The sequence below is a fragment of the Pseudomonas sp. s4 genome (assembly GCF_046764235.1).
Classification (GTDB): domain Bacteria; phylum Pseudomonadota; class Gammaproteobacteria; order Pseudomonadales; family Pseudomonadaceae; genus Aquipseudomonas; species Aquipseudomonas asiatica.
The window spans coordinates 1,638,505-1,663,906 of the sequence record NZ_CP177209.1; the positions used below are offsets into that span (position 1 = coordinate 1,638,505).

21 protein-coding genes, 5 tRNA genes and 1 pseudogene are annotated in these 25,402 nt (G+C 61.9%); 16 read left to right on the plus strand and 11 right to left on the minus strand.

Features of this window, described 5'->3' with window-relative positions:
* Positions 1–34 precede the first annotated feature (34 nt).
* Positions 35–1,381, minus strand: coding sequence for a class II 3-deoxy-7-phosphoheptulonate synthase (locus tag ACK56M_RS07685; protein ID WP_003247094.1), 1,347 nt, complete (start codon positions 1,379–1,381; stop codon positions 35–37).
* A gap of 116 nt (positions 1,382–1,497) precedes the next feature.
* On the opposite strand from ACK56M_RS07685, the gene ACK56M_RS07690 reads away from it, so the two are divergent.
* A complete protein-coding gene (locus tag ACK56M_RS07690) occupies positions 1,498–2,253 on the plus strand; it encodes a spermidine synthase (protein WP_411959348.1) in 756 nt (251 codons plus the stop codon).
* A gap of 406 nt (positions 2,254–2,659) precedes the next feature.
* Positions 2,660–4,373, plus strand: a pseudogene (locus tag ACK56M_RS07695) (DEAD/DEAH box helicase).
* 125 nt (positions 4,374–4,498) lie between these two features.
* Here the strand turns inward: ACK56M_RS07695 and ACK56M_RS07700 are convergent.
* The gene (locus ACK56M_RS07700) at positions 4,499–5,266 is read right to left on the minus strand and encodes a DODA-type extradiol aromatic ring-opening family dioxygenase (protein WP_015269379.1); all 768 of its coding nucleotides are present in this window, start codon (positions 5,264–5,266) and stop codon (positions 4,499–4,501) included.
* A 101-nt stretch (positions 5,267–5,367) separates the two neighbouring features.
* On the opposite strand from ACK56M_RS07700, the gene ACK56M_RS07705 reads away from it, so the two are divergent.
* Complete coding sequence (locus tag ACK56M_RS07705; protein WP_015269380.1) at positions 5,368–6,030, plus strand: thiopurine S-methyltransferase; 663 nt, start codon at positions 5,368–5,370, stop codon at positions 6,028–6,030.
* Positions 6,031–6,071: 41 nt separating this feature from the next.
* Here ACK56M_RS07705 and htpX read toward each other — a convergent pair whose 3' ends face one another.
* Together htpX and ACK56M_RS07715 are read right to left on the minus strand one after the other, a co-directional pair.
* Positions 6,072–6,959, minus strand: coding sequence for a protease HtpX (gene htpX / locus ACK56M_RS07710; RefSeq protein WP_003259721.1), 888 nt, complete (start codon positions 6,957–6,959; stop codon positions 6,072–6,074).
* A gap of 275 nt (positions 6,960–7,234) precedes the next feature.
* Positions 7,235–8,446 (minus strand): pyridoxal phosphate-dependent aminotransferase, encoded by a 1,212-nt coding sequence (locus ACK56M_RS07715; RefSeq protein WP_013971543.1) that lies wholly within the window; start codon positions 8,444–8,446, stop codon positions 7,235–7,237.
* A gap of 167 nt (positions 8,447–8,613) precedes the next feature.
* Here ACK56M_RS07715 and msrB point away from each other — a divergent pair, with 167 nt between their 5' ends.
* Both msrB and ACK56M_RS07725 read left to right on the plus strand, forming a co-directional pair.
* On the plus strand, positions 8,614–9,009 hold the full coding sequence (msrB, locus tag ACK56M_RS07720; protein ID WP_015269381.1) for a peptide-methionine (R)-S-oxide reductase MsrB: 396 nt from the start codon (positions 8,614–8,616) through the stop codon (positions 9,007–9,009).
* Between the two features lie 13 nt (positions 9,010–9,022).
* The gene (locus ACK56M_RS07725) at positions 9,023–9,511 is read left to right on the plus strand and encodes a glutathione peroxidase (RefSeq protein WP_015269382.1); all 489 of its coding nucleotides are present in this window, start codon (positions 9,023–9,025) and stop codon (positions 9,509–9,511) included.
* Positions 9,512–9,518: 7 nt separating this feature from the next.
* Here the strand turns inward: ACK56M_RS07725 and ACK56M_RS07730 are convergent, their stop codons facing one another.
* Positions 9,519–11,858 (minus strand): response regulator, encoded by a 2,340-nt coding sequence (locus ACK56M_RS07730; protein ID WP_411959349.1) that lies wholly within the window; start codon positions 11,856–11,858, stop codon positions 9,519–9,521.
* Positions 11,859–12,062: 204 nt separating this feature from the next.
* Between ACK56M_RS07730 and ACK56M_RS07735 the strand changes: the two genes are divergently transcribed.
* Both ACK56M_RS07735 and ACK56M_RS07740 read left to right on the plus strand, forming a co-directional pair.
* Positions 12,063–12,950, plus strand: a complete 888-nt coding sequence (locus ACK56M_RS07735) for an ATP-binding protein (RefSeq protein ID WP_015269384.1) — start codon at positions 12,063–12,065, stop codon at positions 12,948–12,950.
* Positions 12,951–13,433 carry a GAF domain-containing protein gene (locus tag ACK56M_RS07740; RefSeq protein ID WP_015269385.1) on the plus strand — a complete coding sequence of 161 codons (483 nt, stop codon included), beginning with the start codon at positions 12,951–12,953 and terminating at the stop codon, positions 13,431–13,433. It begins immediately after the preceding gene.
* 127 nt (positions 13,434–13,560) lie between these two features.
* Here ACK56M_RS07740 and ACK56M_RS07745 read toward each other — a convergent pair whose 3' ends face one another.
* Complete coding sequence (locus tag ACK56M_RS07745; protein WP_015269386.1) at positions 13,561–14,328, minus strand: hypothetical protein; 768 nt, start codon at positions 14,326–14,328, stop codon at positions 13,561–13,563.
* A 287-nt stretch (positions 14,329–14,615) separates the two neighbouring features.
* Here ACK56M_RS07745 and ACK56M_RS07750 point away from each other — a divergent pair.
* The 5 genes from ACK56M_RS07750 (at position 14,616) to ACK56M_RS07770 (ending at position 15,176) form a co-directional block, all read left to right on the plus strand.
* Positions 14,616–14,691, plus strand: a tRNA-Glu gene (locus ACK56M_RS07750).
* 4 nt (positions 14,692–14,695) lie between these two features.
* Positions 14,696–14,771: transfer RNA gene (locus ACK56M_RS07755), tRNA-Gly, on the plus strand.
* 89 nt (positions 14,772–14,860) lie between these two features.
* A tRNA-Glu gene (locus ACK56M_RS07760) sits at positions 14,861–14,936 on the plus strand.
* Between the two features lie 3 nt (positions 14,937–14,939).
* Positions 14,940–15,015: transfer RNA gene (locus ACK56M_RS07765), tRNA-Gly, on the plus strand.
* Between the two features lie 85 nt (positions 15,016–15,100).
* Positions 15,101–15,176, plus strand: a tRNA-Gly gene (locus ACK56M_RS07770).
* A 109-nt stretch (positions 15,177–15,285) separates the two neighbouring features.
* On the opposite strand, the gene ACK56M_RS07775 is transcribed toward ACK56M_RS07770, so the two are convergent.
* The gene (locus tag ACK56M_RS07775; RefSeq protein ID WP_182328562.1) at positions 15,286–15,684 is read right to left on the minus strand and encodes a fimbrial protein; all 399 of its coding nucleotides are present in this window, start codon (positions 15,682–15,684) and stop codon (positions 15,286–15,288) included.
* Here ACK56M_RS07775 and ACK56M_RS07780 point away from each other — a divergent pair.
* Together ACK56M_RS07780 and ACK56M_RS07785 are read left to right on the plus strand one after the other, a co-directional pair.
* On the plus strand, positions 15,619–17,391 hold the full coding sequence (locus tag ACK56M_RS07780) for an autotransporter outer membrane beta-barrel domain-containing protein (RefSeq protein ID WP_411959350.1): 1,773 nt from the start codon (positions 15,619–15,621) through the stop codon (positions 17,389–17,391). The genes ACK56M_RS07775 and ACK56M_RS07780 overlap by 66 nt on opposite strands.
* A gap of 63 nt (positions 17,392–17,454) precedes the next feature.
* Entirely contained in the window at positions 17,455–18,951 is a 1,497-nt protein-coding gene (locus tag ACK56M_RS07785; protein ID WP_411959351.1) for a hypothetical protein, read from the plus strand.
* A 6-nt stretch (positions 18,952–18,957) separates the two neighbouring features.
* Here ACK56M_RS07785 and ACK56M_RS07790 read toward each other — a convergent pair whose 3' ends face one another.
* From ACK56M_RS07790 to ACK56M_RS07800, 3 genes are all read right to left on the minus strand, one after another.
* Positions 18,958–19,704, minus strand: a complete 747-nt coding sequence (locus ACK56M_RS07790; RefSeq protein WP_015269391.1) for a molecular chaperone — start codon at positions 19,702–19,704, stop codon at positions 18,958–18,960.
* 63 nt (positions 19,705–19,767) lie between these two features.
* The gene (locus tag ACK56M_RS07795; protein ID WP_015269392.1) at positions 19,768–20,310 is read right to left on the minus strand and encodes a fimbrial protein; all 543 of its coding nucleotides are present in this window, start codon (positions 20,308–20,310) and stop codon (positions 19,768–19,770) included.
* 162 nt (positions 20,311–20,472) lie between these two features.
* Positions 20,473–20,886: a PA2817 family protein gene (locus ACK56M_RS07800; protein ID WP_015269393.1), complete on the minus strand. Its 414-nt coding sequence runs from the start codon at positions 20,884–20,886 to the stop codon at positions 20,473–20,475.
* A gap of 273 nt (positions 20,887–21,159) precedes the next feature.
* On the opposite strand from ACK56M_RS07800, the gene ACK56M_RS07805 reads away from it, so the two are divergent.
* Positions 21,160–21,594, plus strand: a complete 435-nt coding sequence (locus ACK56M_RS07805; RefSeq protein ID WP_015269394.1) for a hypothetical protein — start codon at positions 21,160–21,162, stop codon at positions 21,592–21,594.
* A 132-nt stretch (positions 21,595–21,726) separates the two neighbouring features.
* Here the strand turns inward: ACK56M_RS07805 and ACK56M_RS07810 are convergent, their stop codons facing one another.
* Positions 21,727–24,174 carry an acyl-CoA dehydrogenase gene (locus tag ACK56M_RS07810; RefSeq protein ID WP_085721763.1) on the minus strand — a complete coding sequence of 816 codons (2,448 nt, stop codon included), beginning with the start codon at positions 24,172–24,174 and terminating at the stop codon, positions 21,727–21,729.
* A gap of 482 nt (positions 24,175–24,656) precedes the next feature.
* On the opposite strand from ACK56M_RS07810, the gene ACK56M_RS07815 reads away from it, so the two are divergent.
* Positions 24,657–25,280 carry a glutathione S-transferase gene (locus ACK56M_RS07815; RefSeq protein ID WP_137138019.1) on the plus strand — a complete coding sequence of 208 codons (624 nt, stop codon included), beginning with the start codon at positions 24,657–24,659 and terminating at the stop codon, positions 25,278–25,280.
* Positions 25,281–25,402: the final 122 nt, after the last annotated feature.

Genomic DNA, 25,402 nt, shown 5'->3' on the forward strand with positions numbered 1-25,402 from the left:
ACAGGCGCTGAAAATCCCAAGGCATGCCCCAACCTCAGCGCCGCACCTGCTTGAGGGTTTCGGCAATCAGGAACGCTAGCTCCAGCGACTGGTCGGCATTCATCCGCGGGTCGCAGTGGGTGTGATACCGGTCGGACAGCGCATCCTCGGTGATCGGCCGGGCGCCGCCGATGCATTCGGTGACGTTCTGCCCGGTCATCTCGATGTGAATGCCGCCGGCGTGGCTACCCTCAGCTTGGTGCACCTGGAAGAACTGCTTCACCTCATCCAGGATCTGCGCAAAATCGCGGGTCTTGTAGCCGCTGCTGGCCTTGATGGTGTTGCCATGCATCGGGTCGGAGCTCCACAGCACCTTGCGCCCTTCGCGTTCGACCGTGCGGATCAGCCCCGGGAGGTGGTCGCCGACCTTGCCGGCACCCATGCGCACGATCAGGTTCAGGCGCCCGGGGTCGTTGGCCGGGTTCAGCGTGTCGATCAGGCGGATCAGTTCTTCGGGGTTCATGCTGGGGCCAACCTTGACCCCGATCGGGTTGTGCACGCCGCGCAGGAACTCCACATGGGCACCGTCCAGCTGGCGGGTGCGGTCGCCGATCCACAGCATGTGCGCCGAGCAGTCGTAGTAGTCGCCGGTCAGGCTGTCCTGGCGCACGAAGGCTTCTTCATAGTTCAGCAGCAGTGCTTCGTGGGCGGTGAAGAAGCTGGTTTCGCGCAGCTGCGGCGCGCTGTCCAGGCCGCAGGCGCGCATGAATGCCAGGGTTTCGTCGATGCGGTTGGCCAGCTGGTGGTACTTGTCGGCCAGCGCCGAGTTGGCGATGAAGTCCAGGTTCCACTTGTGCACCTGGTGCAGGTCGGCGAACCCGCCCTGGGCGAAGGCGCGCAGCAGGTTGAGGCTGGCGGTGGCCTGGTGGTAGGCCTGCAGCAGGCGTTCCGGGTCGGGGATGCGGCTTTTCGCGTCGAAGCCGATGCCGTTGACGATGTCGCCACGGTAGGCGGGCAGGGTGATGTCGCCGATGGTTTCATCGCCCGATGAGCGCGGCTTGGCGAATTGCCCGGCCATGCGCCCGACCTTGACCACCGGGCAGCCGGCGGCGAAGGTCATGACAATGGCCATCTGCAGCAGCACCTTGAAGGTGTCGCGGATTTTCGCCGCCGAGAACTCGGCGAAGCTCTCGGCGCAGTCGCCACCCTGCAGCAGGAAGGCGCGGCCTTCGGTGACCTCGGCGAACTGCCGGCGCAGCTCGCGCGCCTCGCCCGCGAACACCAGCGGCGGGTAGCTGGCCAGGGTCTGTTCGACCTTCAGCAGGTGCGCGGCATCGGGGTAGGTCGGTTGCTGCTGGATCGGCAGGGCGCGCCAGCTGTCGGGGCTCCACGGTTGGTTCATCTCGGGCTCGGTCTTGTCGGTTGTAGGCTATGGGCCATGGTAACAGTTGGCGCTGCGCTTGTTGCATCGAGGGTGTTGGCGGACAATGCGCGTTTTTGTGCGGGTAGGTGGTGAGCATGGCGGCGGAACGGGAAGAGCGGCTACTGGCACGGGTGCAGGACGCCTTTGGCGTCATCAGCGTGTATGAAGTCGACGACTACCGCTTTCTGGAATTCGGCGATGCGATCGAGCAGAGCTGCGTGTTCACGGCCGACCCCAGCTGGCTTGAGTACGACTATACCCGCGCCATGCTGGTGGGGGCGCTGTGCCACGAGCAGCCGGAGAGCGCGCTGTTTCTCGGCCTGGGTGCCGGCACGCTGACCCAGGCCTGCATGAAGTTCCTGCCGCTGGACGACATCGAGGCCATCGAACTGCGCCCGGACGTACCGCGCCTGGCCATGGAGTACCTGGGCCTGGATGACGATCCGCGGCTGTATGTACGCATCGGCGATGCGCTGGAGCTGTTGCCCACGGCGGAGAAGGCCGACCTGCTGTTCGTCGACCTGTACACCGACCATGGGCCGGGGGTGGGCCACCTGGCGTGGAACTTCCTGGAGAACTGCCAGCAGCAACTGAACCCGGGTGGTTGGCTGGTGATCAACCAGTGGGCCACCGACGACGGCAAGCCGCTGGGCGCGGCGTTGCTGCGCGGGTTGTACCACCGGCATTACTGGGAGCTGCCGGTGAAGGAGGGCAATGTGATCCTGCTGGTGCCGGCGGACCTGGAGCAGACGCTGGACCTGGATGGGCTGAAAGCCCGGGCCCAGGCGCTGGCGCCGCGCCTTGGGTACAGCCTCGAGGGGCTGATCCGCGAGATTCGGTCGGCTACCTGATGAATCTGTGGCGAGGCTGCTGGCCCTATCGCCGGCAAGCCAGCTCCCACACCGACCGCGTTGGCCTCAAGCCATGCGCTGTCCCTGTGGGAGCTGGCTTGCCGGCGATGAGGCCGGTACAGGCAATAAAGAATTATCGATTCAGCTCCAGGTGATTGATGGCCCGACACTGGCCAAGCACCCTGAAAATATTCCTCACGTCTGCGCACGATTTCGGGTATAGTACGCGCCGGTCTTTTAGCGGACCGCAAAATCAGGTGGTGCAAACCCTCCGAGTCCAGCTTCGGCTGCACGTCCGCTAGGCGGACTTTCCCACGTTTTCTTTTTCAATCGTTTTCGCAAATCCCCGCCGCCAAAGCTGCCTGGGTGACCTGTCGGTCTTTCATGGCTTGTGCAGCTTTGGAGCATGGGTCTTTGCGGATGCACCTAGAGGCAGACCCATGACCCAGGAAACCGGCGGCTTCGCCGCTCTCGATCTCAATCCGAATATTGTTGCTGCCGTTCTGGCGACCGGCTACGAAGAGCCGTCCGCCATTCAGCAACAATCGATCCCGATCATCCTCGCCGGTCACGACATGATCGGCCAGGCGCAGACTGGCACCGGCAAGACCGCTGCCTTCGCCCTGCCGATCCTCAACAAGATCGATGTGAGCAAGCGCGAACCGCAAGCCCTGATCCTGGCGCCAACCCGTGAGTTGGCGCTGCAAGTTGCTACCGCTTTCGAAACCTACGCCAAGCAGATGCCGGGCGTGAACGTGGTCGCCGTCTACGGTGGTGCCCCGATGGGCCCACAGTTGCGTGCGATCCGCAACGGCGCGCAAATCGTCGTGGCCACCCCTGGCCGTCTGTGCGACCACCTGCGTCGTGACGAAAAAGTCCTGTCGACCGTGCAGTACCTGGTACTGGACGAGGCCGACGAGATGCTCAAGCTGGGCTTCATGGACGACCTCGAAGTGATCTTCGATGCCATCCCGGCCAGCCGCCAGACCGTGCTGTTCTCCGCCACCCTGCCGTCGTCGATCCGCTCGATCGCCGAACGCCACCTGCGCGAGCCCAAGCACGTCAAGATCCAGAGCAAGACCCAGACCGTTACCGCGATCGAGCAGGCTCACCTGATGGTCCACGCCGACCAGAAGATCCCGGCTGTGCTGCGTCTGCTGGAAGTGGAAGAGTTCGACGCGCTGATCGCCTTCGTGCGTACCAAGCAAGCCACCCTGGACCTGGCCTCCGCGCTGGAAGCCAAGGGTTACAAGGCTGCCGCGCTGAACGGCGACATCGCCCAGAACCAGCGTGAGCGCGTGATTGACTCGCTCAAGGATGGCCGCCTGGACATCGTTGTCGCTACCGACGTCGCTGCCCGTGGCCTGGACGTACCGCGCATCACTCACGTGTTCAACGTCGACATGCCGTACGACCCGGAGTCCTACGTACACCGTATCGGCCGTACCGGCCGTGCCGGTCGCGATGGCCGTGCACTGCTGCTGGTCACCCCGCGTGAGCGCCGCATGCTGCAGGTGATCGAGCGTGTAACCGGGCAAAAAGTTGCCGAAGCCCGCCTGCCGAATGCCCAGGCCGTGCTGGATGCCCGCATCAAGAAGCTGACCTCGAGCCTGGCGCCACTGGTTGCCGAAGCAGAAGCCACCCACGGCGATCTGTTCGACCGCCTGACCGCCGACCTGGGTTGCAGCGCGCGTGCCCTGGCTGCCGCCCTGCTGCGCAAGGCCACCAATGGCCAGGCGCTGGACCTGGCTGCGGTAGAGCGTGAGCAGCCGCTGGTGCCGAGCTTCGCCCCGCGTGGTGAGCGTACCGAGCGTGGTGAGCGTGGCGAACGCTCTGAGCGTGGTGACCGCGAGCGCCGTGCGCCGATGCCGCTGGCCGAAGGCCGCGTGCGTTGCCGTACTGCTCTGGGTGCCCGTGACGGCATCGCTGCCAAGAACCTGCTGGGCGCGATCCTCAACGAGGGTGGTCTGGCTCGTGACGCCATCGGCCGCATCCAGGTGCGCGACAGCTTCAGCCTGGTCGAGCTGCCGGAAGATGGCCTGGAGAAGCTGCTGTCCAAGCTCAAGGACACCCGCGTGGCTGGCAAGCAGCTGAAGCTGCGTCGCTACCGCGAGGATTGATCCTGGCGCAATGAAAAAATCCCCGGCTTTGGCTGGGGATTTTTTTGCCTGTGCACAGGTGACGCGTAACCCCTGTAGGAGCGGCCTTGTGTCGCGAAAGGGGCGCAAAGCGCCCCCGGCTATCTTCAGTCGAACCGATAAATGTCCATCCCCAACGCCCCCAAGGTAAACCCTTGGTGCACCACCCCGAACTTGCCGCCAGCCCCCAGGGCAAAGAACAGCGGCAGGAAATGCTCATCACTGGGATGGTTGCGCACCGCAAACGGCGCCTGCTGCCGATAACCCAGCAACGCTTCCTGGTCATTCGCCCGAAGCTTTTCCACCACCCAATCCCTGAACGCCAGTGCCCAAGGCTCGATCACATCCGGCCCGGCATGCCAGTCCAGTTCGCCCAGGTTGTGGGTAATGCTGCCCGAACCGATCAACAGCACGCCCTGGTCGCGCAAGCCCGCCAACGCCTGGCCTACCTTGACCTGCAGTGCCGGCCCCATATGGCTGGGCAGTGAAACCTGCACCACCGGAATATTCGCATCCGGGTACATCAGCGACAGCGGTACCCAGGCGCCGTGGTCGAACGGCCGCTGCGCGTCCAGCCGGGCTGTCAGCCCGGCAGCCTGCAGCAATTCACTGACCTGGCCAGCAAGGGTGGGATCACCCGGCGCCGGGTACTGCACCGCATACAGCGCCGGTGGGAAGCCGTAGAAGTCATGCCAGGTCTCTGGTTGTGCGCTGCCGGTAACCAGCAGTTCGCGGCTTTCCCAGTGCGCCGACACCACCACGATCGCTTTCGGCCGGGGCAGGGCGTTGGCAAGCCCTGCCAGCGCAGGCCCGCTGGCGCCGGGTTGCAGGGCAAGCATGGGAGAACCATGGGAAATGAACAGGCTGGGCAGCATGGCGGGGTCCTGACGGTTAAGATGCAATCATCTTCGATCAACTACAGATCGAAATCCAAACCAACTTTTACCGACAAACCATCTAAAAATCAGGAGTGATCATGGAGCCAGCGTTCTGGCAGCAGCGGTGGGCCGACAACCAGATCGGCTTTCACCAGGCGCAGGTGAACCCCTATCTGCAGAGGTACTGGCCAACGCTTGGCCTGGCGCCGGGCAGCCGCGTGCTGGTGCCGTTGTGCGGCAAGAGCCTGGACCTGGCCTGGCTGGCCGGGCAGGGGTATCGCGTGTTGGGCGTAGAGTTGTCGCGGCAAGCGGTGGAGGCATTCTTCTGTGAGCATGGGCTTGAAGCCGAGGTGCAGCAGCGCGGGTTTTTCGAAGTTTGGCGCAGTGGTGACGTTGAGCTTTGGTGTGGGGATTTCTTTGCGTTGCAGGCAGGGGATGTCGGTGACTGCGCGGGGCTTTATGACCGGGCGGCGGTGATTGCATTGCCGCCGCAGATGCGTGGGGCGTACATGCAGCTGTTGTCGAGCTTGCTGCCGGCGGGTTGCCAGGGGGTGGTGGTGACTCTGGACTATGACCAGGTTTTGCTGGGCGGGCCGCCGTTTTCGGTGGGGGATGAGGAGCTGCGGCAAGGGTTTGCCGGGTGGCAGGTGGATGAGCTGGAGGCTGAGGAGGTGATTGAGGAAAGCCCGAAGTTTTTGCAGGCCGGGGTATCGAGTTTGTTGGAGCGGGTTTACCGGGTCAGCCGGTGCAGGCAAGCATAAAAAAGGGCGACCGAAGTCGCCCTTTTGTTTTACTGGTTGGATCAACCGCGACGGCGCAGGGCCTCGATACGGTCTTCCAGCGGCGGGTGGCTCATCAACAGCCCGGCCAGGCCATGCTTCAGGCCACCATTGATGCCGAAGGCCTTCATGGTGTCGGGCATGTGCACCGGCAGGCCTTGCTCCACGCGCAGGCGCTGCAGCGCACCGATCATCGCCGCGGTACCGGCCAGCTGTGCACCGGCTTCGTCGGCGCGGTATTCGCGGCGGCGCGAGAACCACATCACGATCATGCTGGCCAGAATGCCCAGGATCAGCTCGGCAACGATGGTCGCCACGTAGTAGGCAATGCCCTGGCCTTCTTCGTTCTTGAAGATCACCTTGTCGACGAAGTTGCCGATGATGCGTGCGAAGAACATCACGAAGGTGTTCACCACGCCTTGCACCAGCGCCAGGGTGACCATGTCGCCATTGGCCACGTGGCCGATCTCGTGGGCCAGCACTGCGCGTACTTCATCGGGCGAGAAACGCTCCAGCAGGCCCTGGGACACGGCGACCAGCGCGTCGTTGCGGTTCCAGCCGGTGGCGAAGGCGTTGGCCTCGTACGCCGGGAAGATACCCACCTCGGGCATCTTGATGCCCGCTTCACGGGACAGCTCTTCGACCGTTTGCAGCAGCCACTGCTCGTGGCGGGTGCGCGGCTGGCTGATGATCTGGGTACCGGTGGTCATCTTCGCCATCCACTTGGAGATGAACAGCGAAACGAGGGAGCCGGCAAAGCCGAACACGGCGCAGAACACCAGCAGGCTGCTGAGGTTCAGGTCGACCCCGTTGGCGGCCATGAACCCGTTGAAACCGAACAGGCTCAGGGTAATGCTTGCAACCAGCACCACCGCGAGGTTGGTGGCTACAAACAACAGAATGCGCATCATGGTTGTTACGTTCTCCTGACGGATGAGTTGTCGCTTACTGCGGGGTATATAAGGGGCCGGCCGTGCCGATTCAATCGGGCGACTATTTCAAACTGTGTACGGCGGAGTATGGCAGAGGATGGCGCAGGGGCTGTGGGATAGAGCGTTGCAGGATGTAAGAAACATCCTGTGGGGTTTTTGGGGCTGCTTTGCAGCCCATTCGCAGCACAAGGCTGCTCCTACAGGGGCATGCGTTCTCCTGTAGGAGCAGCCTTGCGCTGCGAGGAGGCCATCACTTACTGCGAATAACCTTTCAGGAAATTCCCGATCCGGCCAATCGCCGCCTCCAGGTCATCCACCCGCGGCAAGGTGACCACGCGGAAGTGGTCCGGCCACGGCCAGTTGAACGCCGTACCTTGAACGATCAGCAGCTTCTCCGACAGCAGCAGGTCGAGCACGAACTTCTCGTCGTTGTGTATCGGGCAAACCTTCGGGTCGATCTTCGGGAATGCATACAGCGCACCCATCGGCTTCACGCAGCTAACGCCCGGGATGTCGTTCAGCAACTCGTAGGTGCGGTTGCGCTGCTCCAGCAGGCGGCCCGGTGGCAGCACCAGGTCGTTGATGCTCTGGTAGCCGCCCAGCGCGGTCTGGATGGCATGCTGGGCCGGCACGTTGGCGCACAGGCGCATGTTGGCCAGCATGTCGATGCCTTCGATGTAGCTTTGCGCGTGGTGCTTGGGCCCAGAGATGATCAGCCAGCCGGAACGGAAGCCCGCCACCCGGTACGACTTGGACAGGCCGTTGAAGGTCAGGCACAGCAGGTCGGGGGCCAGCGAGGCGGTGCTGATGTGCACGGCTTCGTCGTACAGGATCTTGTCGTAGATCTCGTCGGAGAACACCACCAGGTTGTGCTGGCGGGCCAGTTCCAGCATGCCCAGCAGCAGCTCTTTGGAGTACACCGCGCCGGTCGGGTTGTTCGGGTTGATGATCACCAGGGCCTTGGTGTTCGGGGTGATCTTGGCCTTGATGTCCTCAAGGTCGGGGAACCAGTCGGCCTGCTCGTCGCACAGGTAGTGCACCGGCTTGCCGCCGGCCAGGCTCACGGCGGCGGTCCACAGCGGGTAGTCGGGGGCGGGGATCAGCACTTCATCGCCGTTGTTGAGCAGCGCCTGCATCGACATCACGATCAGCTCGGACACGCCGTTACCCAGGTAGATGTCCTCGATGCCGACACCTTCGATCTGCTTCTGCTGGCAGTACTGCATCACCGCCTTGCGCGCGCTGAACAGGCCCTTGGAGTCGCTGTAGCCCTGCGCGGTGGGCAGGTTGCGGATCACATCCTGGAGGATTTCGTCAGGCGCCTCGAAGCCAAACGGCGCCGGGTTGCCGATGTTCAGCTTGAGGATGCGGTGGCCTTCCTCTTCCAGGCGCTTGGCGTGCTTGAGCACTGGGCCGCGAATGTCGTAGCAGACATTGGCGAGCTTGTTCGATTTGCTGAACTGCATGATGGGATCCCGATTGAGAAAACGCGCTACGCCCCGCCGAAAGGTTTGAAAGGGCAGGAAGCGGGTGCCAGACTGAACGCCTGGCACACGAAGCCAACTAATATACGTGCCACCCGCGCCCCGGAAAAGACGGTGCGCTGTGAAATTCAGCCTGCCGAGGTCCCTACATGCAAAAGATCGAGAAAACCCTGGAACAATGGCGGTCGATGCTCGACCCCGAGCAGTACCAGGTGTGCCGCCTCAAGGGCACCGAGCGGCCGTTCAGCGGCAAGTACAACAGCGAGCGCCGCGACGGCATCTACCACTGCATCTGCTGCGGCCTGCCGCTGTTCGATGCGCAGACCAAGTTCGATTCCGGCTGCGGCTGGCCGAGCTTCTACGCACCCATCGAGGAAAGCGCGATGATCGAGATTCGCGACACCTCCCACGGCATGATCCGCACCGAAGTCACCTGTGCCCGCTGCGATGCGCACCTGGGCCACGTGTTCCCCGATGGCCCGCCACCGACCGGCCTGCGCTACTGCATCAACTCGGTGTGCATCGACCTGCGCCCGCGCGACTGACCGGAGCCCGACCATGGCTGGATCGATACTGGACATCCCCTGCGTGACCCTGGGCGGCGAGCACAAGAAGCTCGGCGACTTCCCCGGCAAGGCGCTGCTGGTGGTCAATACCGCCAGCCAGTGCGGCTTTACCCCGCAGTACAAGGGCCTGGAGCAACTGTGGCAGGCCTATCGCGCGCGCGGGCTGGTGGTGCTGGGCTTCCCCTGCAACCAGTTCGGCAAGCAGGAGCCGGGCGATGCACGGGAAATTGCCCAGTTCTGCGAGCGCAATTTCGGCGTGAGCTTCCCGCTGTTCCGCAAGGTCGAGGTCAACGGCCCCGGCAGCCACCCGCTGTTCGTCGAACTCAAGCAGCGCGCCCCGGGCATTCTGGGCAGCCAGAAGATCAAGTGGAATTTCACCAAGTTCCTGGTCGACCCGGCCTCTGGCCAGGTAACGCGCTACGCCCCCACCACCAAGCCGCAGGCCCTGGAAGCGGACATCGAGCGCCTGCTCAGCCGTTGACAGGCACCTAGTGCTCGACCAGCGCCAGCAGCTCTTCACGGCGGAACGGCTTGGCCAGGTAGTCGTTCATGCCGGCTGCCCGGCAGCGCTCGCGCTCTTCGGGCATGGCGTTGGCGGTGAGGGCGACGATTGGCAGGTCGGGCCAGCGACCGCTTTGGCGGATACGCCGGCTGGCCTCGTAGCCGTCCATCACCGGCATGTTGCAGTCCATCAGGACCAGATCGAATTCGTCCTGTTCCAGTAGCTCCAGGGCCTCGGCGCCTTGGGTGGCCAGCTGTACCTGGCAGCCGAGCTTGACCAGCATGCCCTTGGCCACCAGCTGGTTCACCGGGTTGTCCTCCACCAGCAGGATGCGCGCGCGGCCTTGTTCCAGGATGATGGTCGGGGTCGCCAGCGGGTGTTCGGGCTCATGGCCCTGCAAGGTGCGGCGCAAGGTCTGGTACAGGGCGTTGCGCGCCAGCGGCCGGGCCAGCTGGTGCAGGGGGGCGAGGGCGACCGACTGTTCGCTGGGCAGGAAGTTGCCGTAGGCGGTCACCAGCAAGATCGGTGTTTTCAATGCCGGTCGCAGTTCGAACAGGTGGTCCAGGCTGTCGGTGATCAGCAGGTCGATGGCCGTGGCGTCGAGCCCCGCGCAGCTGTCATGGTGCTGGTAGGCAAGGCCCCAGGCGGGCAACAGGTCCTGCAATAGTTCATCGAGGCCGCTGCCGGCCGTGCTCAGCGCCACCACGCGCCCGTGCAACGGTGCCGGCGCAATGGCCTCGGTGTGCACGGCCAGCGGCAGCTCGGCGGTGAAGCGGCTGCCGAAGCCAGGGTCGGACTTGATATGCAGGTGGCCCTGCATGGCCTTGCACAGGTTGCGTGTCAGCGCCAGGCCCAGGCCGGTGCCGCCGTATTGGCGGGTGATGCCGGCGCCGGCCTGGGTGAATGGCTGGAAGATCCGTGCCTGGGCTTCTTCGGGGATGCCGATGCCGGTGTCGCGCACTTCCAGGCGCACACCACCGACAATGGTCGCCAGGCGCACATCCACGCGGCCGAAGCGGGTGAACTTGAGGGCGTTGGACAGCAGGTTGCTGACGATCTGCCGTACCCGCGTCGGGTCGCCAAGCACGCTGCTGGGGAAGTCGCGGGCGATCAGGCAGGTCAGCTCCACGCTTTGCGCGGTGTTCTGCGACAGCAGGTTGGCAGTGTCCTCGACCATCGAGCCCATGTCGAACGGAATGCGCTCCAGCTCCAGTTGGCCTGCATCGAACTTGGACAGGTCGAGAATATCGTTGAGCAACTCCACCAGCACCTTGCCCGAGTCATGGGCAATCGCCAGTTGCTGGCGTTGCTCGCTGGGCAGCGGGCTGTCCAGGGCGAGGGCGATCATGCCGAGCATGCCGTTGAGCGGGGTGCGGATTTCGTGGCTCATGTTGGCGAGGAAGGCAGCGCGTGCCTGGGCCATGTCCAGCGCCCGGCGGCGGGCTTCTTCCAGCTCCTGGTTGGACTGGCTCAGGCTGCTGTTGCTGGCCTTCAACTCGTTGGTGCGTGCCGAGACGATATCTTCCAGCTCGTTGAGGTACTGGGTCAGGCGGTTTTCCGCGGTGCGCCGCTGATCGATCTCGGTGGCCATGCTGACGAACTGCTGGTTGGCGACCCTTACCAGTACGCCGATCTCGTCATGTTCATGTCCGGGTGGGCATTGCAGGCGGCTTTGCGTGGGTTTGCGCGGGTCGCTGCCGCTGAGCGCGCCAATTACCGTCACCAGCGGCTTGGTCAGCATCATGTAGAACAGCGCCAGGAGGATGCCGGTCAGCACCAGGCTACGGGCGAAGCCGTTGAGCAGGGTGATCCCGGCACGGTCGAGAAAGCGGCTGCCGAAGGCGTAGGTGTCCACCTCCAGGTAGAGGGTGCCGAGGTTTTCCTCGGGCATGTGGGTCAGATACAGGCGTTCCTTGAACTGGCGCTGATCGCCGAACAGGAAGTCGCTGAGTGGCCGGTAGCGGTCCTCCAGGCGCGGCCGTTCGACGTCGGCCAGTACCGTTTCGTTGTTGTCGATCAGCCGCGCACGGATGATGGCCGGCGACTCCAGCAGGCCGCGAGTCAGCTCCAGCGCCAGTTCCGAGTCGATGTTGTAGGCGATGCGCGAGGCCGGGTTGTGGCTGATTTGCAGCAAGGCGCGTACTTCACGGTTGATGGACGCGTCTTCGCTGGCATAATCGATGCCGATCTGGATGAGACTGAGCAATGTTCCCAGGATGAAGCCGACCAGGACTGTCAACCGGGCTTGCTTGTATGACAGGCGATTGGTGAACTTTATATCCATGTGTCCCGAGCCGGTTTCACGTCCCTTGCGCTGCGCAAGCATAGCCGAATAGCCCCGGCTGCTGGTGGGTCTGTCTGTTCATTTCAGTTGATTGCCAAGCGGGGGCCGCTTTGCGCCCCTTCGCGGGCTTGCCCGCTCCCACAGGTATATCACTGCTCTCGAGATTTGCAGTGTACCTGTGGGAGCGGGCAAGCCCGCGAAGGGGCGCGCAGCGGCCCCAAAAAACTGAAATTCGTAGGAGTCGTCATGGACGCTCGCTTGATTGCTTTCCTGGACCGCGCCGAATCGGTCCTGGCCCGCCTCGAACCCCTGTTGCCGGCCCAGCGCCCGAACATCGACTGGGCCACCACCCTGGCCGCGCGCTGGCAGCGCGATGGCCGCAGCGGCTACCTGCTGCCGCTGGAGGTCAGCCTGGACATTCGCCTCAGCGACCTGATCGGCGTCGACCTGCAGCGTGACCAGCTGGGCCGCAACACCCATCAGTTCATCAACGGCATGCCGGCCAACCATGCACTGCTGTGGGGCTCGCGCGGCACCGGCAAGTCGTCGCTGGTACGTGCCCTGCTGGCCGAGCACGCCGGTGCCGGCCTGCGCCTGATCGAAATCGAACGCGACCACCTGGCCGACCTGCCACGGGTGGTCGAGCAGCTGCAGAAGCTGCCGCAGCGCTTCATCCTGTTCTGCGACGACCTGTCGTTCGAAGCCGGGGAGGGCGACTACCGGGTGCTCAAGAGCGTGCTCGACGGCTCGCTCGAGCAGGCTCCGGACAACGTGCTGCTGTACGCCACCTCCAACCGCCGCCACCTGGTGCCGGAAAAGGAGAGCGACAACGAGAACTGGAAGCGCGTGGACGGCGAGCTGCACCCCAGTGAAGCGGTGGAAGACAAGATTGCCCTGTCCGACCGTTTTGGCTTGTGGCTGTCGTTCTACCCCTTCACCCAGGAACACTTCCTGAACGTGGTCGAGCACTGGATCGGCCAGCTTGCGCAAACTGCCGGCCTGGCCTGGCAGCGCAGCGAAGAACTCGACATCCTCGCCGTGCGCTGGGCCACCGGCCGCGGTAACCGTAATGGCCGTTGTGCCTATCAGTTCGCCCGCTACTGGGTCGGGCTGCAATTGCTGGAGCAAAAGTAAATGATCGACCTCAATGCCAGTGGCGCCGGCCTCGACGGCTACAACCTGCTGGCGGCGCAAGTGCAGGCGCTGTTTGCCGACGAGCGTGACTTCATCGCCAATGCCGCGCAGTTTTCGGCGTTCCTCTATAACCAGGTGGATGACCTGAACTGGGCGGGGTTCTACCTCAACCGCAACGAAGAACTGGTGCTGGGCCCGTTCCAGGGCCAGGTGGCATGCGTGCGCATCCCGTTCAGCAAAGGCGTGTGCGGGGCGGCAGCGGCCACCCGGCAGACCCAACGGGTAGAGGACGTGCATGCGTTCCCGGGGCACATTGCCTGTGACAGCGCGTCCAACAGCGAGCTGGTGATCCCGCTGGTGAAGGAGGGCAGGTTGATTGGTGTGCTGGACCTGGACAGCCCGAAGTTTGGGCGCTTCAGCGAGGCGGATCAGGTGGGGCTGGAGCGGTTGGCGGCGATTTTTCTGGAGTTGACCGACTGCTGATATTTGTTGCCTGTACCGGCCTCTTCGCGGCTAAAGCCGCTCCTACAAGGATCGCACCAAGCCTGAGGGCGATGTGGTCCCTGTGGGAGCGGCTTTAGCCGTAAAGAGGCCAGTACAGGTTAATGCATCAGTCGTACATCACCTTCTTCTTCCAGGTCTCTTCCTCATCGGTCTTGAGCCCCTGGGTCAGTTCATTCTGCTCGTCCTCCGCCGGGGCCATGCGGTCCAGCACCTGGGCGTTGGCCCGGGCCAGCAGCTTCTCCAGGTACGTCAGCTGCTCTTCATACACCTTCGGTTCCGGCTGCTTGCGCAGGTACTGCACGCCGCGCTCGAAGGCCAGGCGCGCCTGGCCTGGCTGGTTTTTCTGCAGGGCCTGCTGGCCGAGGTTGTTGAAGAACTCGATATGCAGCAGCACCAGGATATGGCGGATTTCCTTGATCCATTGCTTGGCCTCGGGCGTGGGCAGGAAGCCCTCCTGGGCGGCGCGGGTCACCTGGTTGTGCAACGCCTCCAGCAGGAAGCGCACATCCTTGGCCTTGATCTCGGTCTGGATCGGGTTGGGCGGGTTGTTCACCGGGATTTGCGCACCCAGGGCAATCAGCCTCTCCAGTTCGGCGATGCGCGCCTTGATCTCGGCATTGTGCTTGTCCATCGCCAGTTGACGCTGGTTGAGGTTGAGCTCCAGGCGGGTCAGCAGCAACTTCAAGGCCGGGGTCATGAACTGGCCGGGGAAGGTCTCGGTGATTTCGCCACAGCGGCGCAGGCGGTCGGCCAGCTCGACCTTCATCCGGGCGCGCTCGAGCTTACCGTTCTCGACCACATTGTTTAGGTAGCCGATCACGATCAGCAACGCGATACCCGCCACGATGAGCAGGGTGATCAGAAGTGGTGTCACCGTTAATGCCTCATTGAAGAAGAATTACAGCTTTGAGTGTAGTGAGTTTGCCGGGGGGCGAATAGCGGCTTTAGCCGCGAAAGGGCCGGCACAGGATTGCTTCTCTCTATATCGGCACCCCATCCCGCATCTGCACCCCAACTCACCCGGAAGTCATTGATTTAAATAAATTTCTACAAAGGGGTTGACGCCTGTACGAACCATCCATAGAATGCGCGCCACTTGCAGCGTAAAGCACACAGCGAAACGCGGCAGGGAGTGAAAGCAGGCAGTAATGCCAGCAGCGTGTCCCCTTCGTCTAGTGGCCTAGGACACCGCCCTTTCACGGCGGTAACAGGGGTTCGAGTCCCCTAGGGGACGCCAAATTGCGGGAATAGCTCAGTTGGTAGAGCACGACCTTGCCAAGGTCGGGGTCGCGAGTTCGAGTCTCGTTTCCCGCTCCAGTTTCTCCGGCAGCGCTTCGGCGAGGCAGGAAAAGAAAATCCAGGCTGAATCGTGAGGTTCAAACCTGGTGCACTGAAAAGTGTCGTGTGTCCCCTTCGTCTAGTGGCCTAGGACACCGCCCTTTCACGGCGGTAACAGGGGTTCGAGTCCCCTAGGGGACGCCATTTGCGGGAATAGCTCAGTTGGTAGAGCACGACCTTGCCAAGGTCGGGGTCGCGAGTTCGAGTCTCGTTTCCCGCTCCAGTTTAAATACTGTGGCGTCTATGCGGTGCAGTGGTGGTGAAGGTCTTAAAGGCGCTTCACGCCGATAGCGGTAAGGTTTCACAATGCGGGAATAGCTCAGTTGGTAGAGCACGACCTTGCCAAGGTCGGGGTCGCGAGTTCGAGTCTCGTTTCCCGCTCCAAATCGAAGAACGAAGAAAGGGACGCAAGTCCCTTTCTTCGTTTTTGTCGTTTGTTTTTCTTCGCCATCCAGACCGCAGGGTATTAACCCTGCGGTCTTTTTTTTGCCTGTCATTTGTAGCTTACGGTAAAGCTCAGTGCTCCCTCGGCCGAACCTGGCTTCACTATCGGCGAGCTCTGGTAGTAGCGGGCGTAAAAGTCCAGGCGGGTGATGCCGATTTCCACGGGCTTCATGCGCACTTCCGCTTGCAGGGGCATGGGGTTGCTTGTGTCGCCGCGCAGCAACTGGATTTCGACCCCGTCGGCGTCCGAGGCGCTGGTCAGGCTGAAGCGCCCTTGCGCGGGTACGGTGGGTTTCGAACCATCGATACCATCCAGCTCTATGTACACATTGGCGGTACCGGGGAGGGGCGCGCTGGCATCTTTGCAGTCAACGAGGTTGATGTGGAAGGGGACGGGTTTCGTCGTTGTGCCAACCCCTTTGAAATCATCGGCCTTGTAGTCGCCCAACCGGCAGCCCAGTTGTTTGGCAACGCCGAGCTTTCGGCACAGGGCAGCTCGGTGGTTGGCGCCACTGACGGCTTGCTGGTACTTGCCGACCCCACGTTCTCGGGGGCCGCCAGGATCAACTTGGTTGGCTCGCGGGTCGAGGGCCAGGATGGTTCGGCGATTGTCGTGGGGCACTCCCTGATCGGCCCGACCAAGGCGGACATCGTCGTTGCCAGTGGTTCGAGCCTGGTGGCGAGCAACGGTAACCTGCTTGAAGTGGTGGGAGGGTCCGAGGCCACCATGACTGTGGACAATAGCCACCTGGTAGGGGATGTACGGGTCGAGGCAGGTTCCAGTGCGGCCCTGATCCTGGACAATCAGGCCAGCCTGACCGGGCACCTGGAGAACGTGGCCGGTTTGACTTTGAACAACCAGGCGCGCTGGAACATGGTACAGAGCAGTCAGGTTGGCAGCCTGGCCATGAATGGTGGCGTGGTCCGTTTCGGTGAGCCAGGGCAGTACCAGCGCTTGACGCTGGGTACGCTGGCCGGTAGCGGTACCTTCATCATGGATGCTGACTTCACAACCGGTGCGACAGACTTCCTTGAAGTAGGCAACGCTACCGGTAGCCATAGCCTGCTGGTGGGTAGCAGTGGTGCGGACCCCGTGAGTGAGAACGCCCTTCACCTGGTGCATGCGGCAGCAGGTGATGCCAGCTTCTCTCTGGTTAATGGCCCGGTGGATCTCGGTGCATTTTCCTACGAGTTGGTACAGCGTGGTAACGATTGGTTCCTTGATGGTACGCGTAAAGTGATCAGCCCTGGCACTGCATCGGTGCTGGCGCTGTTCAATACCGCGCCCACCGTTTGGTACGGTGAATTGACCACCTTGCGCAGCCGTATGGGCGAATTACGCCTGGATGAGCGCAAGGCAGGGGGATGGGCGAGGGCTTATGGCAACAAGTACCAGGTTTCGGACAATGCGGGCAGCCCCTACAGCCAGGTGCAGCGTGGGTTCTCGATCGGGGTCGATGCGCCACTTCCATTCGGTGACGGCCAGTGGCTGGCCGGTGTAATGGCGGGCCACAGCTCATCTGACCTGGACCTGATTCGCGGCAGCTCCGCTGAGGTCAAGAGCTATTATCTGGGGCTTTACGCCACCTGGCTAGATGCACAAAGTGGCTACTACTTCGATGGTGTGATGAAAGCCAACCGTTTCGATAACAGTGCCAAGGTTGCTCTCAGTGATGGCCAGCGCAGCAAAGGTGACTATGACAACCTGGGCCTGGGCATGTCCGCAGAGTTCGGGCGCAACATCGACCTGGGGCAGGGTTACTTTATCGAGCCCTACACCCAATGGGCCATGGTCACGATCCAGGGTAAGGATTATCACCTGGACAATGGCCTGAAGGCTCAGGGTGACGATACCCGTTCGCTGCTTGGAAAGGCCGGGGCAACAGTGGGGCGTACCGTGCAGCTTGGCAAAGGGCGGCAGGTGCAGCCCTACGTACGTCTTGCCTACGCCCACGAATTCGTCGGCAGCAATGAGGTCAAGGTCAACGACAATCGGTTCGATAATGATCTGTCGGGCTCGCGCGCCGAATTCGGCATGGGTGTCGCCATCAGTTTGAACGAGCGCATGCAACTGCATGCCGATTTCGATTACGCCAACGGAGAAAAGATCGAGCAGCCGTGGGGGGCTAATGTCGGGTTCCGGTACAGCTGGTGATCACTAAGGAAGGAAGGCCTCGGCCTTCCTTTTTTGTGGGTCGGATTCAAAGAGGATGGTGATATGTACATCAAACCCGCGGGCTTTCTGTTCTGGCTGCAAAAGAAGTTAGCGAGCCTGTTTCGCAAGCGCCTGCTCGACCCTCCTTCTGCGCCGGCGGCGCTCGCGAACATCCCTGAGGGTGAGCTGAATTTGTTGCCGGTTGCGGCCCTTGGCCGGCCGTTGAGGATCGACGTGCCCATCTGGCAAGAGTCCAACCCGATGCCTGGTCTTCCAGAGGTATTGACGCTGTACTGGAACGGAGTGGCGGTTGGTGAGCCAAAGCGTTGGGAGGATAAGATTCCCGAGGACGATCTTTTCGTGGAAGCCCCTGTAGCAGTGCTGCTGCACGGCACCCAGGAAGTCACTTATGAAGTGTATGGGTTCAATGGTGTTGTCACACACTCCAGTCCGCTGACCCTTACGATTGACACCGTCCCCCCGGTACTCGGCGGCGATGAGGGGCTTTTGCTGTTTGATGAGGAAGTCGGGCGCGAGGGGGTGACGGCGCGCTATCTGGAAAAACATGAAGATCGCTTACTCGCTGAGGTACCTGTTTACCAGAAGGTTGCGGTAGGCGATGTAATTATCTACTACTGGGACGATCGCCCCTTTGCCAATGACAAGCTTGGCGAATATACGATTACCAGGCAGGACACTTCTCAGCCGATTTTCCTGCCGATCGAAGGCGACGATATAAGATCGCGAGGCGATGGTGAGCGCTATGTCCACTATCAGATACGTGACCGCGCGGGCAATCTCAGCGCCCGGTCCAGGCCTGTGCCGTTGCAGATAGCTGCCGCTCCAATTCCCCGGACCTTGCCTTGGCTTGAAATACCCCAGGCAACAGGCTCTGGAGAAGCGTTGTCGTTGCAGTTGAATGACTACCGGCCTCCGATGGTGGTCATCGTTCCCGAAGAGGCCGTGATTTATCCGGAGGAGCGGGTGACCGTCATTTGGGGAGAGCCAGGTGATGCGGGTTATTTCACAACATCCGAAGTGTTGCCGGGTACAGATAAACGGTTCTTGATCCCTGAGAAGAATTTGCTGGCTTACAGTAACCAGATACTCAAGGTTTCATACAAGGTTGATGACGGCATTGATGAGTTTCCCTCCACCCCGCGCAATCTCAAAGTCACGGCTCTCACAGAAAAACTGCCTCTTATCGAACTGATAGGTGCCACCAGCGATGGCTTCAGTCTGGCAAGTGCACCGGCCAAGGTGCCCGTACAGCTGGCTCCGTGGCGATTGATTGCGGTTGGGCAGCGCATCAGTATCTGGGTGACGGGGGTGTTGCAGAGCGGTGCCGAGGCTGGACCGCATCATGTCCTGACCGCGCATGGCATAAACGAAATGCAGGTGCGTCAGGGCGTTGGGGCAAACCAGGACGTCACCGTGCCGAAGACGTTTCTCGCCACCCTCAAACGTGACGCCCAGTTCACCCTGCATGTGCAGGTGAGTTTCGATGACGGGGCGCATTGGGTCGACTTCCCGGAATATCACCCTGTGCTGAGAGCCTGATCAGGCTCATGAGCGCCTTGCCGGGCTGGACATTGCTGGCGTTATGGCGCCGTAGTCATTGATGGTGGTGAAATCGACCTTCAGGTTGCCCTGGGCTGGCAGTGTTTTCAGCGGATAGGTTTGCCTACCCAACGGGATGGCCATTTTCCTGGCATCGATTTTTTCGCTGCCCTTGGGGCTGATGAGGGTCAGCTGGTTGAAGGTGAAGTAGTAGGGAGAAGGGTTGTCCACCACCAGGTGCGGCTTGCCGTCTATGGATTGCACGGACCAAGTGAGGTTTTTTAGATGATTCTGTGGGCGACCCTTTAGCTGGCTGGGGCGGAAGAAAACCTTGATGCGTGTGCGCAGGGCGATGTTCAGCACATTGTCAGGTTTATCGTTGGCTTGCGGGATTTCCTGCAGGTTGAAGAAGAACAGTGACTCGCGGTCTTTTGGCAAGTCATTCGGCAGGCGGTTGAGCTGCACGGTCTGCTCGCTGCCCGGGTCGATGCGGAATAGCGCTGGCGAGGCAATCAAGGGGACCGCAGTGGTGCTGTCATCGGCTTCAGTATTGATCCAGGCTTGTGCGGCATAGGCCCGGTTGCTTGGGTTGGCCACGACGATGCTGGTGCTTTGTCGGTCACTGGGTTGGATGATACGGGTGGAGCTGATGGTCAGGGCGGCATTGGCGCTGAAGGGGGCGAGCAGGAGCATGCAGATGGCCAGGGCATAGGCCGAGGTCAGGTTGAACTTGCTTGAAGTCGGATGGCGCATGGGGAGTCTCTACAGGGGTCGTTGCGTGCGCCCCAGGCCCTGATCGAGCCTGGGGGCTTGTTGCTACTTGAGCGCGAACGTGTATTCGACCAGGACGTTTGCGTGGCCAGGCTCTACGGTGTTGGCGGTGGACTCGTAGTGTGCAAAGAAGTCCATCTCCGAGGGCAGGGTATCGTCGAGCGGATACGCGATGGATTCCTTATTGGGCTCCACGTAGTTTTGTGCTCTATCCAGGATGGCAAGCGCTATTCCTTTCGCGGCATCCGGGTCGATTCTGTCAAGGCCATATAGCTTTGTACCTGCTGTATCGTAAACGGGCTTGTACGTGACATAGCCATCTTGAGTGCCGACCACACAGCCGGCACCTGGCGTGACCTTCAAGGCGAAACGAACCAGCTTGGACTTGCTACCTGTAGCTGGGAAGTCCTCCGCTCGCAGGCTGCCCATTTCAAGCCTGGGGATGCTGGTTCCGGTTCCTGGGATGACCAGGTCGATAGGGCAGGTACCACCGGGTTTGATCGAGCCGGCGAAGGTGATCGTGCCTGTATCTGCAAATGCTGTGCTGCTTGCCAGGCCAAAGGCGATGGCGAGAAGGGTTTTTTTCATTTTCTGATCCTGGGGGCGAAAAAACGGGCCGAACAGACAAAAACTGTTCGGCGTGCAGGATAGAAAGGGGGGCGGGGTGAAGCTGTAGGCGAAGTCTACCTTTGGTGAGGTAATTGGAGACATTGCAAGGCGCGCTCGCAAGCGTGTGGTGTGCTGTGCATATCAGTGCTGGGTATTGTCGCCATGAGCTTGGCTCATCAATCGCTTCTGCTGGTGCCAGTCGAACGCTTCGCCGCTCTGCTCGGCTTCGTAACGACGTTCTTCCAGCTGCTGGTACAGGTCCAGCTCTTCGTCGGGCATGTAGTGCAGGCAGTCACCCCCGAAGAACCACAGCAGGTCGCGTGGCACCAGGTGGGCGATTTGCGGGTAGCGCTGGATCACCTGGCAGATCAGGTCCTGGCCCAGGTACTGGCTTTCCAGCGGGTCTTGCGGTAGCAGGGTCAGCAATTCGTCGAAACGCTCGAGAAACAGGGTGTGGCTTTCCTCCGGTACCTGCTCGGCTTCACCCAGAGCCACCAGAATGGTACGCAGGTGGTTCAGCAGTTGCAGGTGGTATTCCAGGTGGGGGTTGGCCATGGGGGCGGTCCTCGGGGTAGTTGAAACGGGGGCGGAGTATACGCCGGTTGAGGGCGGGTTGGGGACGGTGGTGGCTGCTCCGCTCCATTGCGCCTTGTGATTACCCGATGCGGCATGGTCGGCGAGCACCGCGTGCGAACCATGGACCTGTCAATTCTGCCAGGTGCGCACGCACGGGTATTGATCTAGATTCAAGCCCACACAATGACACTGCACCGTTGCTGGCGGTGATAGGCGTTCAGGGCACTCAATCTTCCACGCGAGGTGCGTATCATGGAAAAGGGCAACACCCCGGCACAGAACGGTGCCATCATCTTCTGGCACGAGTCCAACGTCAGCCATGGCCTGACCTTGCCAGCAGAGGGCAGTGGCGAAAGGGCCAACAAGACGGTTGATGCGACCAACAGCGGTATTGCGATGAGCGACATCCCTTCTGCCTCGACCATTACGTTGAAGTATAGAAAGGCCCCAGACGATTGGGTTGTGCACTCATCCATCACATTCTTGACCACTCACAGGCCAGCGTCGCTCGACCGGACCCAATACAGCTATCTGCAGGGAACCTATTCCGTTGGCGACTTCGTCAGCGAAGGCCTGGGCCTGAAGGTGATTGCCAAAACGGGCTCAGCTCTCCTCCAGGCTGATATGAAAGCGAACCATCAAATAGATTGTGAAGTTCAGCTTTCCAAGTTCCCACCCAGTGCCTGAGCAGCCCTCAGGCACACGCGCTGTATTACGTGTTGCCAAGGTGTGGGACATTTCCCAAGAGACGGGGCCGCTTTGCGCCCCGTCGAAACACAAGACCGCTGTACTCCAAAATCGCGTCTGGCAATCAGCAGGTCAACGTACCTTGCCCTGCCCCAGTAGCAACTGCGTTTTGTCGAAGGCGTCCACATCGATGATCGCGCGGCGGGCTTGCTCGGCTTCACGCAATCGTTGCCCCTCGGTCGGCTGCAGTGCACCATGCTCGACTGCCGCATCGATCAGCGACTGCCCTGGTGCCGGCTGCACCTTGCCCTCCTTGATCGCCTGATGAAGTGCCTTGTACAGTGGCACGGTTTCATCCAGCAAGTCGCAAGCCCGTTGCAGCGCTGCCACCGGGTCGCCCTCGCCCTGCGGCCTGAAGCAACCAGCAAGCAGCTCTTCCAGCGCCGGGTCGCCCTTGCTGCGGCCGATCAGCGCCGCCACCTCTGCATCCAGTTCATCGCTCGGCCCGGTATGACGGCGGCCGAAGGGGAACACCAGTATCCGCAACGCGCAGCCGACAAAGCGGTTAGGGAAGTTGTCGAGCAGCCGGTCCAGGGCTGTTTCCGCCTGGCCCAGGCTTTCCTCCATCGCCCAGCGCAGCAAGGGCTGCATGTGTTCCGGTGAGCCCAGGTCGTGATAGCGCTTGAGCGCGGCGCTGGCCAGGTACAGGTAACTCAGCACATCCCCCAGCCTTGCGCTCAGCCGTTCGCGGCGTTTCAGTGCGCCGCCCAGCAGCATCATCGACAGGTCAGCCAGCATGGCGAAGGCCGCTGCCTGGCGGTTGAGTGCACGGAAGTAGCCTTGGCTCAGGGCATCGCCGGGCACGGATTCCAGTCGCCCCAGCCCCAGGCTGAGTATGAGTGTGCTGGCCGCATTGCCGGCGGCGAACATGATGTGTTTCATCAGCAGGTCATCGAATTCCCTCAATGCCTGGTCACCGTCCTCGCGCCCGGCCAAAGCCATTTCCTTGAGCACGAACGGATGGCAGCGGATGGCGCCCTGGCCGAAGATCATCAGGTTGCGCGAAAGGATGTTCGCCCCCTCGACGGTGATGAAGATCGGCGCACCTTGCCAGTTGCGCCCCAGATAGTTGTTCGGCCCCATGATGATGGCCTTGCCGCCATGCACGTCCATAGCGTGCTGGATGCACTCGCGGCCACGCTCGGTGAGGTGGTACTTGAGGATCGCCGACAGCACCGAAGGCTTCTCGCCCAGATCCACGGCCTTGGCGGTCAGCAACCGCGCGCTGTCCATCAGCCAGGCATTGCCGCCGATGCGTGCCAGCGACTCCTGGATACCTTCGAATGCAGCCAGCGGGACATTGAACTGTTCGCGGATGTTGGCGTACTGGCCGGTGACCAGACTGGTGTATTTGGCTGCGCCAGTGCCCACTGCCGGCAGGGAGATGGAGCGGCCTACCGACAGGCAGTTCATCAGCATCATCCAGCCCTTGCCGAGCATGGCCTGGCCACCGATGAGGAAATCCAGCGGCACGAATACATCCTTGCCGCTGTTGGGGCCGTTCATGAACGCGGCGCCCAGTGGCAGGTGGCGTTTGCCGATTTCGACGCCGGGCGTGTCGGTAGGGATCAGCGCCAGGCTGATACCCAGTTCTTCCTGCTCGCCCAGCAGGTGGTCCGGGTCGTAGGCCTTGAACGCCAGACCCAGCAGGGTGGCGACGGGCCCGAGGGTGATGTAGCGCTTTTCCCAGTTCAGGCGCAGGCCGATGACCTCTTCGCCGTTCCATTGCCCTTTGCAGACCACGCCGGTGTCAGGCATGGCGCCTGCGTCGGAGCCGGCCAGCGGGCCGGTGAGGGCGAAGCAGGGTATTTCATCGCCACGCGCCAGGCGTGGCAGGTAGTGGTTGCGTTGTTCGTCAGTGCCGTAATGCAACAGCAGTTCGGCCGGGCCGAGCGAGTTGGGCACCATCACGGTGGAAGCCAGGTCGCCGCTGCGGGTAGCCAGTTTCATCGCCACCTGGGAGTGGGCGTATGCCGAAAAGCCTTTGCCGCCGTACTCCTTGGGAATTATCAGGGCGAAGAAGCCATTCTGCTTGATATGCGCCCAGGCTTCGGGCGGCAGGTCCATGTCCTGGCCGATCTGCCAGTCGCTGACCATGGCGCACAGTTGTTCCGTCGGGCCGTCGATGAATGCCTGTTCTTCTTCGGTCAGCTGTGGAGCCGGGTAGGCGAGCAGGGTGCGCCAATCGGGACGGCCGCTGAACAGTTCGCCGTCCCACCACACGGTGCCGGCGTCGATCGCCTCGCGCTCGGTCTGCGACATCGGCGGCAGGGTGCGCTGGAACCACTTGAACACCGGATCGGTGAATACCTTGCGGCGCCATTCCGGCAGCGCCACCAGGGCGACTTTCAGGGCCAGCACTATCCAGATCAGGGTCAGCAGCCAGCCGGGAGCACTGCTGAAAATGCCCATCAGCAGTACATAAGCCGCCATGATGCCAAGAATCTGCAAGGGCGCCAGGCGCCGGTGCGTGAGGTACGCCGCGCCGATCACCAGCACTACCAACCACAACAGCAACATAATCGGTCCTCCTTGGAACCAGGGGGGTAAGCCGTCCCAGACAGCTTAGACGCAATGCTGAGAATGGCCGGGTCAGAACAGTGACAGGGTATGGCGGCGGGAGTTTCAGGGCATTGTTTGTCTGTGCCGGCCTCTTCGCGGGTGAACCCGCTCTCATAGAACAACACATGACTCATTGGTTCGGCGAGGTTCTGTAGGAGCAGCCTTGTGCTGCGAAGAGGCCGGGGCTGACAAAGCCTGTCTATTGGCTGTACCGGCCTCTTCGCAGCACAAGGCTGCTCCTACAAAGGACGCGTCAGACGAGCGATATTGGTTCTCTGCGCGAAAGCGCAGCCCAAAGGGCTGGGCAATCTCCCACAGGTACTGCACCACTCTCAGGTCTGGCGCAGAACCCTGTAGCGGGTTTACCCGCGAAGAGGCCGGTACAGGCGACGAAAGTCTGGAGTAGACTGCACCACCTCCGCATTCATTAGGACGTTGCCATGCTGAAGATCTGGGGTCGCAAGAATTCGAGCAATGTGCGCAAGGCGCTATGGATCGCCCACGAACTGGGCCTGGATTTCGAGTCGATCGACGCCGGCGGCGCCTTCGGCGTAGTCAACGAGCCGCACTACCGCGCGCGCAACCCCAATGGCCTGGTGCCGATGCTGGAAGACGGCGACCTGACCCTGTGGGAGTCCAACACCATCGTCCGCTACCTGTGCGCCGAGTACGGTGCGGAGCAAGGCTGGTACCTGGAAGACCCGCGTCAGCGCGCCCTGGCGGACAAGTGGATGGACTGGACCACCTCGTCCTTCGCCACGCCGTTCCGCCCACTGTTCTGGGGCCTGTTGCGCACCCCGGAAGACCAGCGCGACTGGGTGGCGATCAACGCTGCGCACAAGCAATGCGCCCAGTTGCTGGCCATTGCCGACGAAGCCCTGGCCAAACAACCGTACCTTTCCGGTGACCAGATCGGCATGGGCGACATCCCACTGGGTAGCTTCATCTATGCCTGGTTCGAAATGCCCATCGAGCGCCCGGCCATGCGTCACCTGGAGGCCTGGTACGAGCGCCTCAAGGCCCGCCCTGCCTACCAGGCAGCGGTAATGACTGCGCTGACCTGATCGAACACCACGGCCACTTCGATAGTCATTATCAATACACATGACTGTACTTGTGCGGCCAGGCCAAGCACCATTGGCCGCACTCACTGCGCCAGTGCCTTTACCTGGCGTGTCCTGCACCT

Excerpts from the sequence above, each read along its gene's own strand:
- ACK56M_RS07815 (WP_137138019.1), top strand. The coding sequence starts at position 24,657 with ATGCTGAAGATCTGGGGTCGCAAGAATTCGAGCAATGTGCGCAAGGCG.
- htpX (WP_003259721.1), bottom strand. The coding sequence starts at position 6,959 with ATGATGCGCATTCTGTTGTTTGTAGCCACCAACCTCGCGGTGGTGCTG.
- msrB (WP_015269381.1), top strand. The coding sequence starts at position 8,614 with ATGCAAAAGATCGAGAAAACCCTGGAACAATGGCGGTCGATGCTCGAC.
- ACK56M_RS07735 (WP_015269384.1), top strand. The coding sequence starts at position 12,063 with ATGGACGCTCGCTTGATTGCTTTCCTGGACCGCGCCGAATCGGTCCTG.
- ACK56M_RS07715 (WP_013971543.1), bottom strand. The coding sequence starts at position 8,446 with ATGCAGTTCAGCAAATCGAACAAGCTCGCCAATGTCTGCTACGACATT.
- ACK56M_RS07785 (WP_411959351.1), top strand. The coding sequence starts at position 17,455 with ATGTACATCAAACCCGCGGGCTTTCTGTTCTGGCTGCAAAAGAAGTTA.
- ACK56M_RS07700 (WP_015269379.1), bottom strand. The coding sequence starts at position 5,266 with ATGCTGCCCAGCCTGTTCATTTCCCATGGTTCTCCCATGCTTGCCCTG.
- ACK56M_RS07730 (WP_411959349.1), bottom strand. The coding sequence starts at position 11,858 with ATGCTTGCGCAGCGCAAGGGACGTGAAACCGGCTCGGGACACATGGAT.
- ACK56M_RS07685 (WP_003247094.1), bottom strand. The coding sequence starts at position 1,381 with ATGAACCAACCGTGGAGCCCCGACAGCTGGCGCGCCCTGCCGATCCAG.
- ACK56M_RS07795 (WP_015269392.1), bottom strand. The coding sequence starts at position 20,310 with ATGAAAAAAACCCTTCTCGCCATCGCCTTTGGCCTGGCAAGCAGCACA.
- ACK56M_RS07690 (WP_411959348.1), top strand. The coding sequence starts at position 1,498 with ATGGCGGCGGAACGGGAAGAGCGGCTACTGGCACGGGTGCAGGACGCC.
- ACK56M_RS07790 (WP_015269391.1), bottom strand. The coding sequence starts at position 19,704 with ATGCGCCATCCGACTTCAAGCAAGTTCAACCTGACCTCGGCCTATGCC.
- ACK56M_RS07810 (WP_085721763.1), bottom strand. The coding sequence starts at position 24,174 with ATGTTGCTGTTGTGGTTGGTAGTGCTGGTGATCGGCGCGGCGTACCTC.
- ACK56M_RS07705 (WP_015269380.1), top strand. The coding sequence starts at position 5,368 with ATGGAGCCAGCGTTCTGGCAGCAGCGGTGGGCCGACAACCAGATCGGC.
- ACK56M_RS07740 (WP_015269385.1), top strand. The coding sequence starts at position 12,951 with ATGATCGACCTCAATGCCAGTGGCGCCGGCCTCGACGGCTACAACCTG.
- ACK56M_RS07725 (WP_015269382.1), top strand. The coding sequence starts at position 9,023 with ATGGCTGGATCGATACTGGACATCCCCTGCGTGACCCTGGGCGGCGAG.
- ACK56M_RS07805 (WP_015269394.1), top strand. The coding sequence starts at position 21,160 with ATGGAAAAGGGCAACACCCCGGCACAGAACGGTGCCATCATCTTCTGG.
- ACK56M_RS07800 (WP_015269393.1), bottom strand. The coding sequence starts at position 20,886 with ATGGCCAACCCCCACCTGGAATACCACCTGCAACTGCTGAACCACCTG.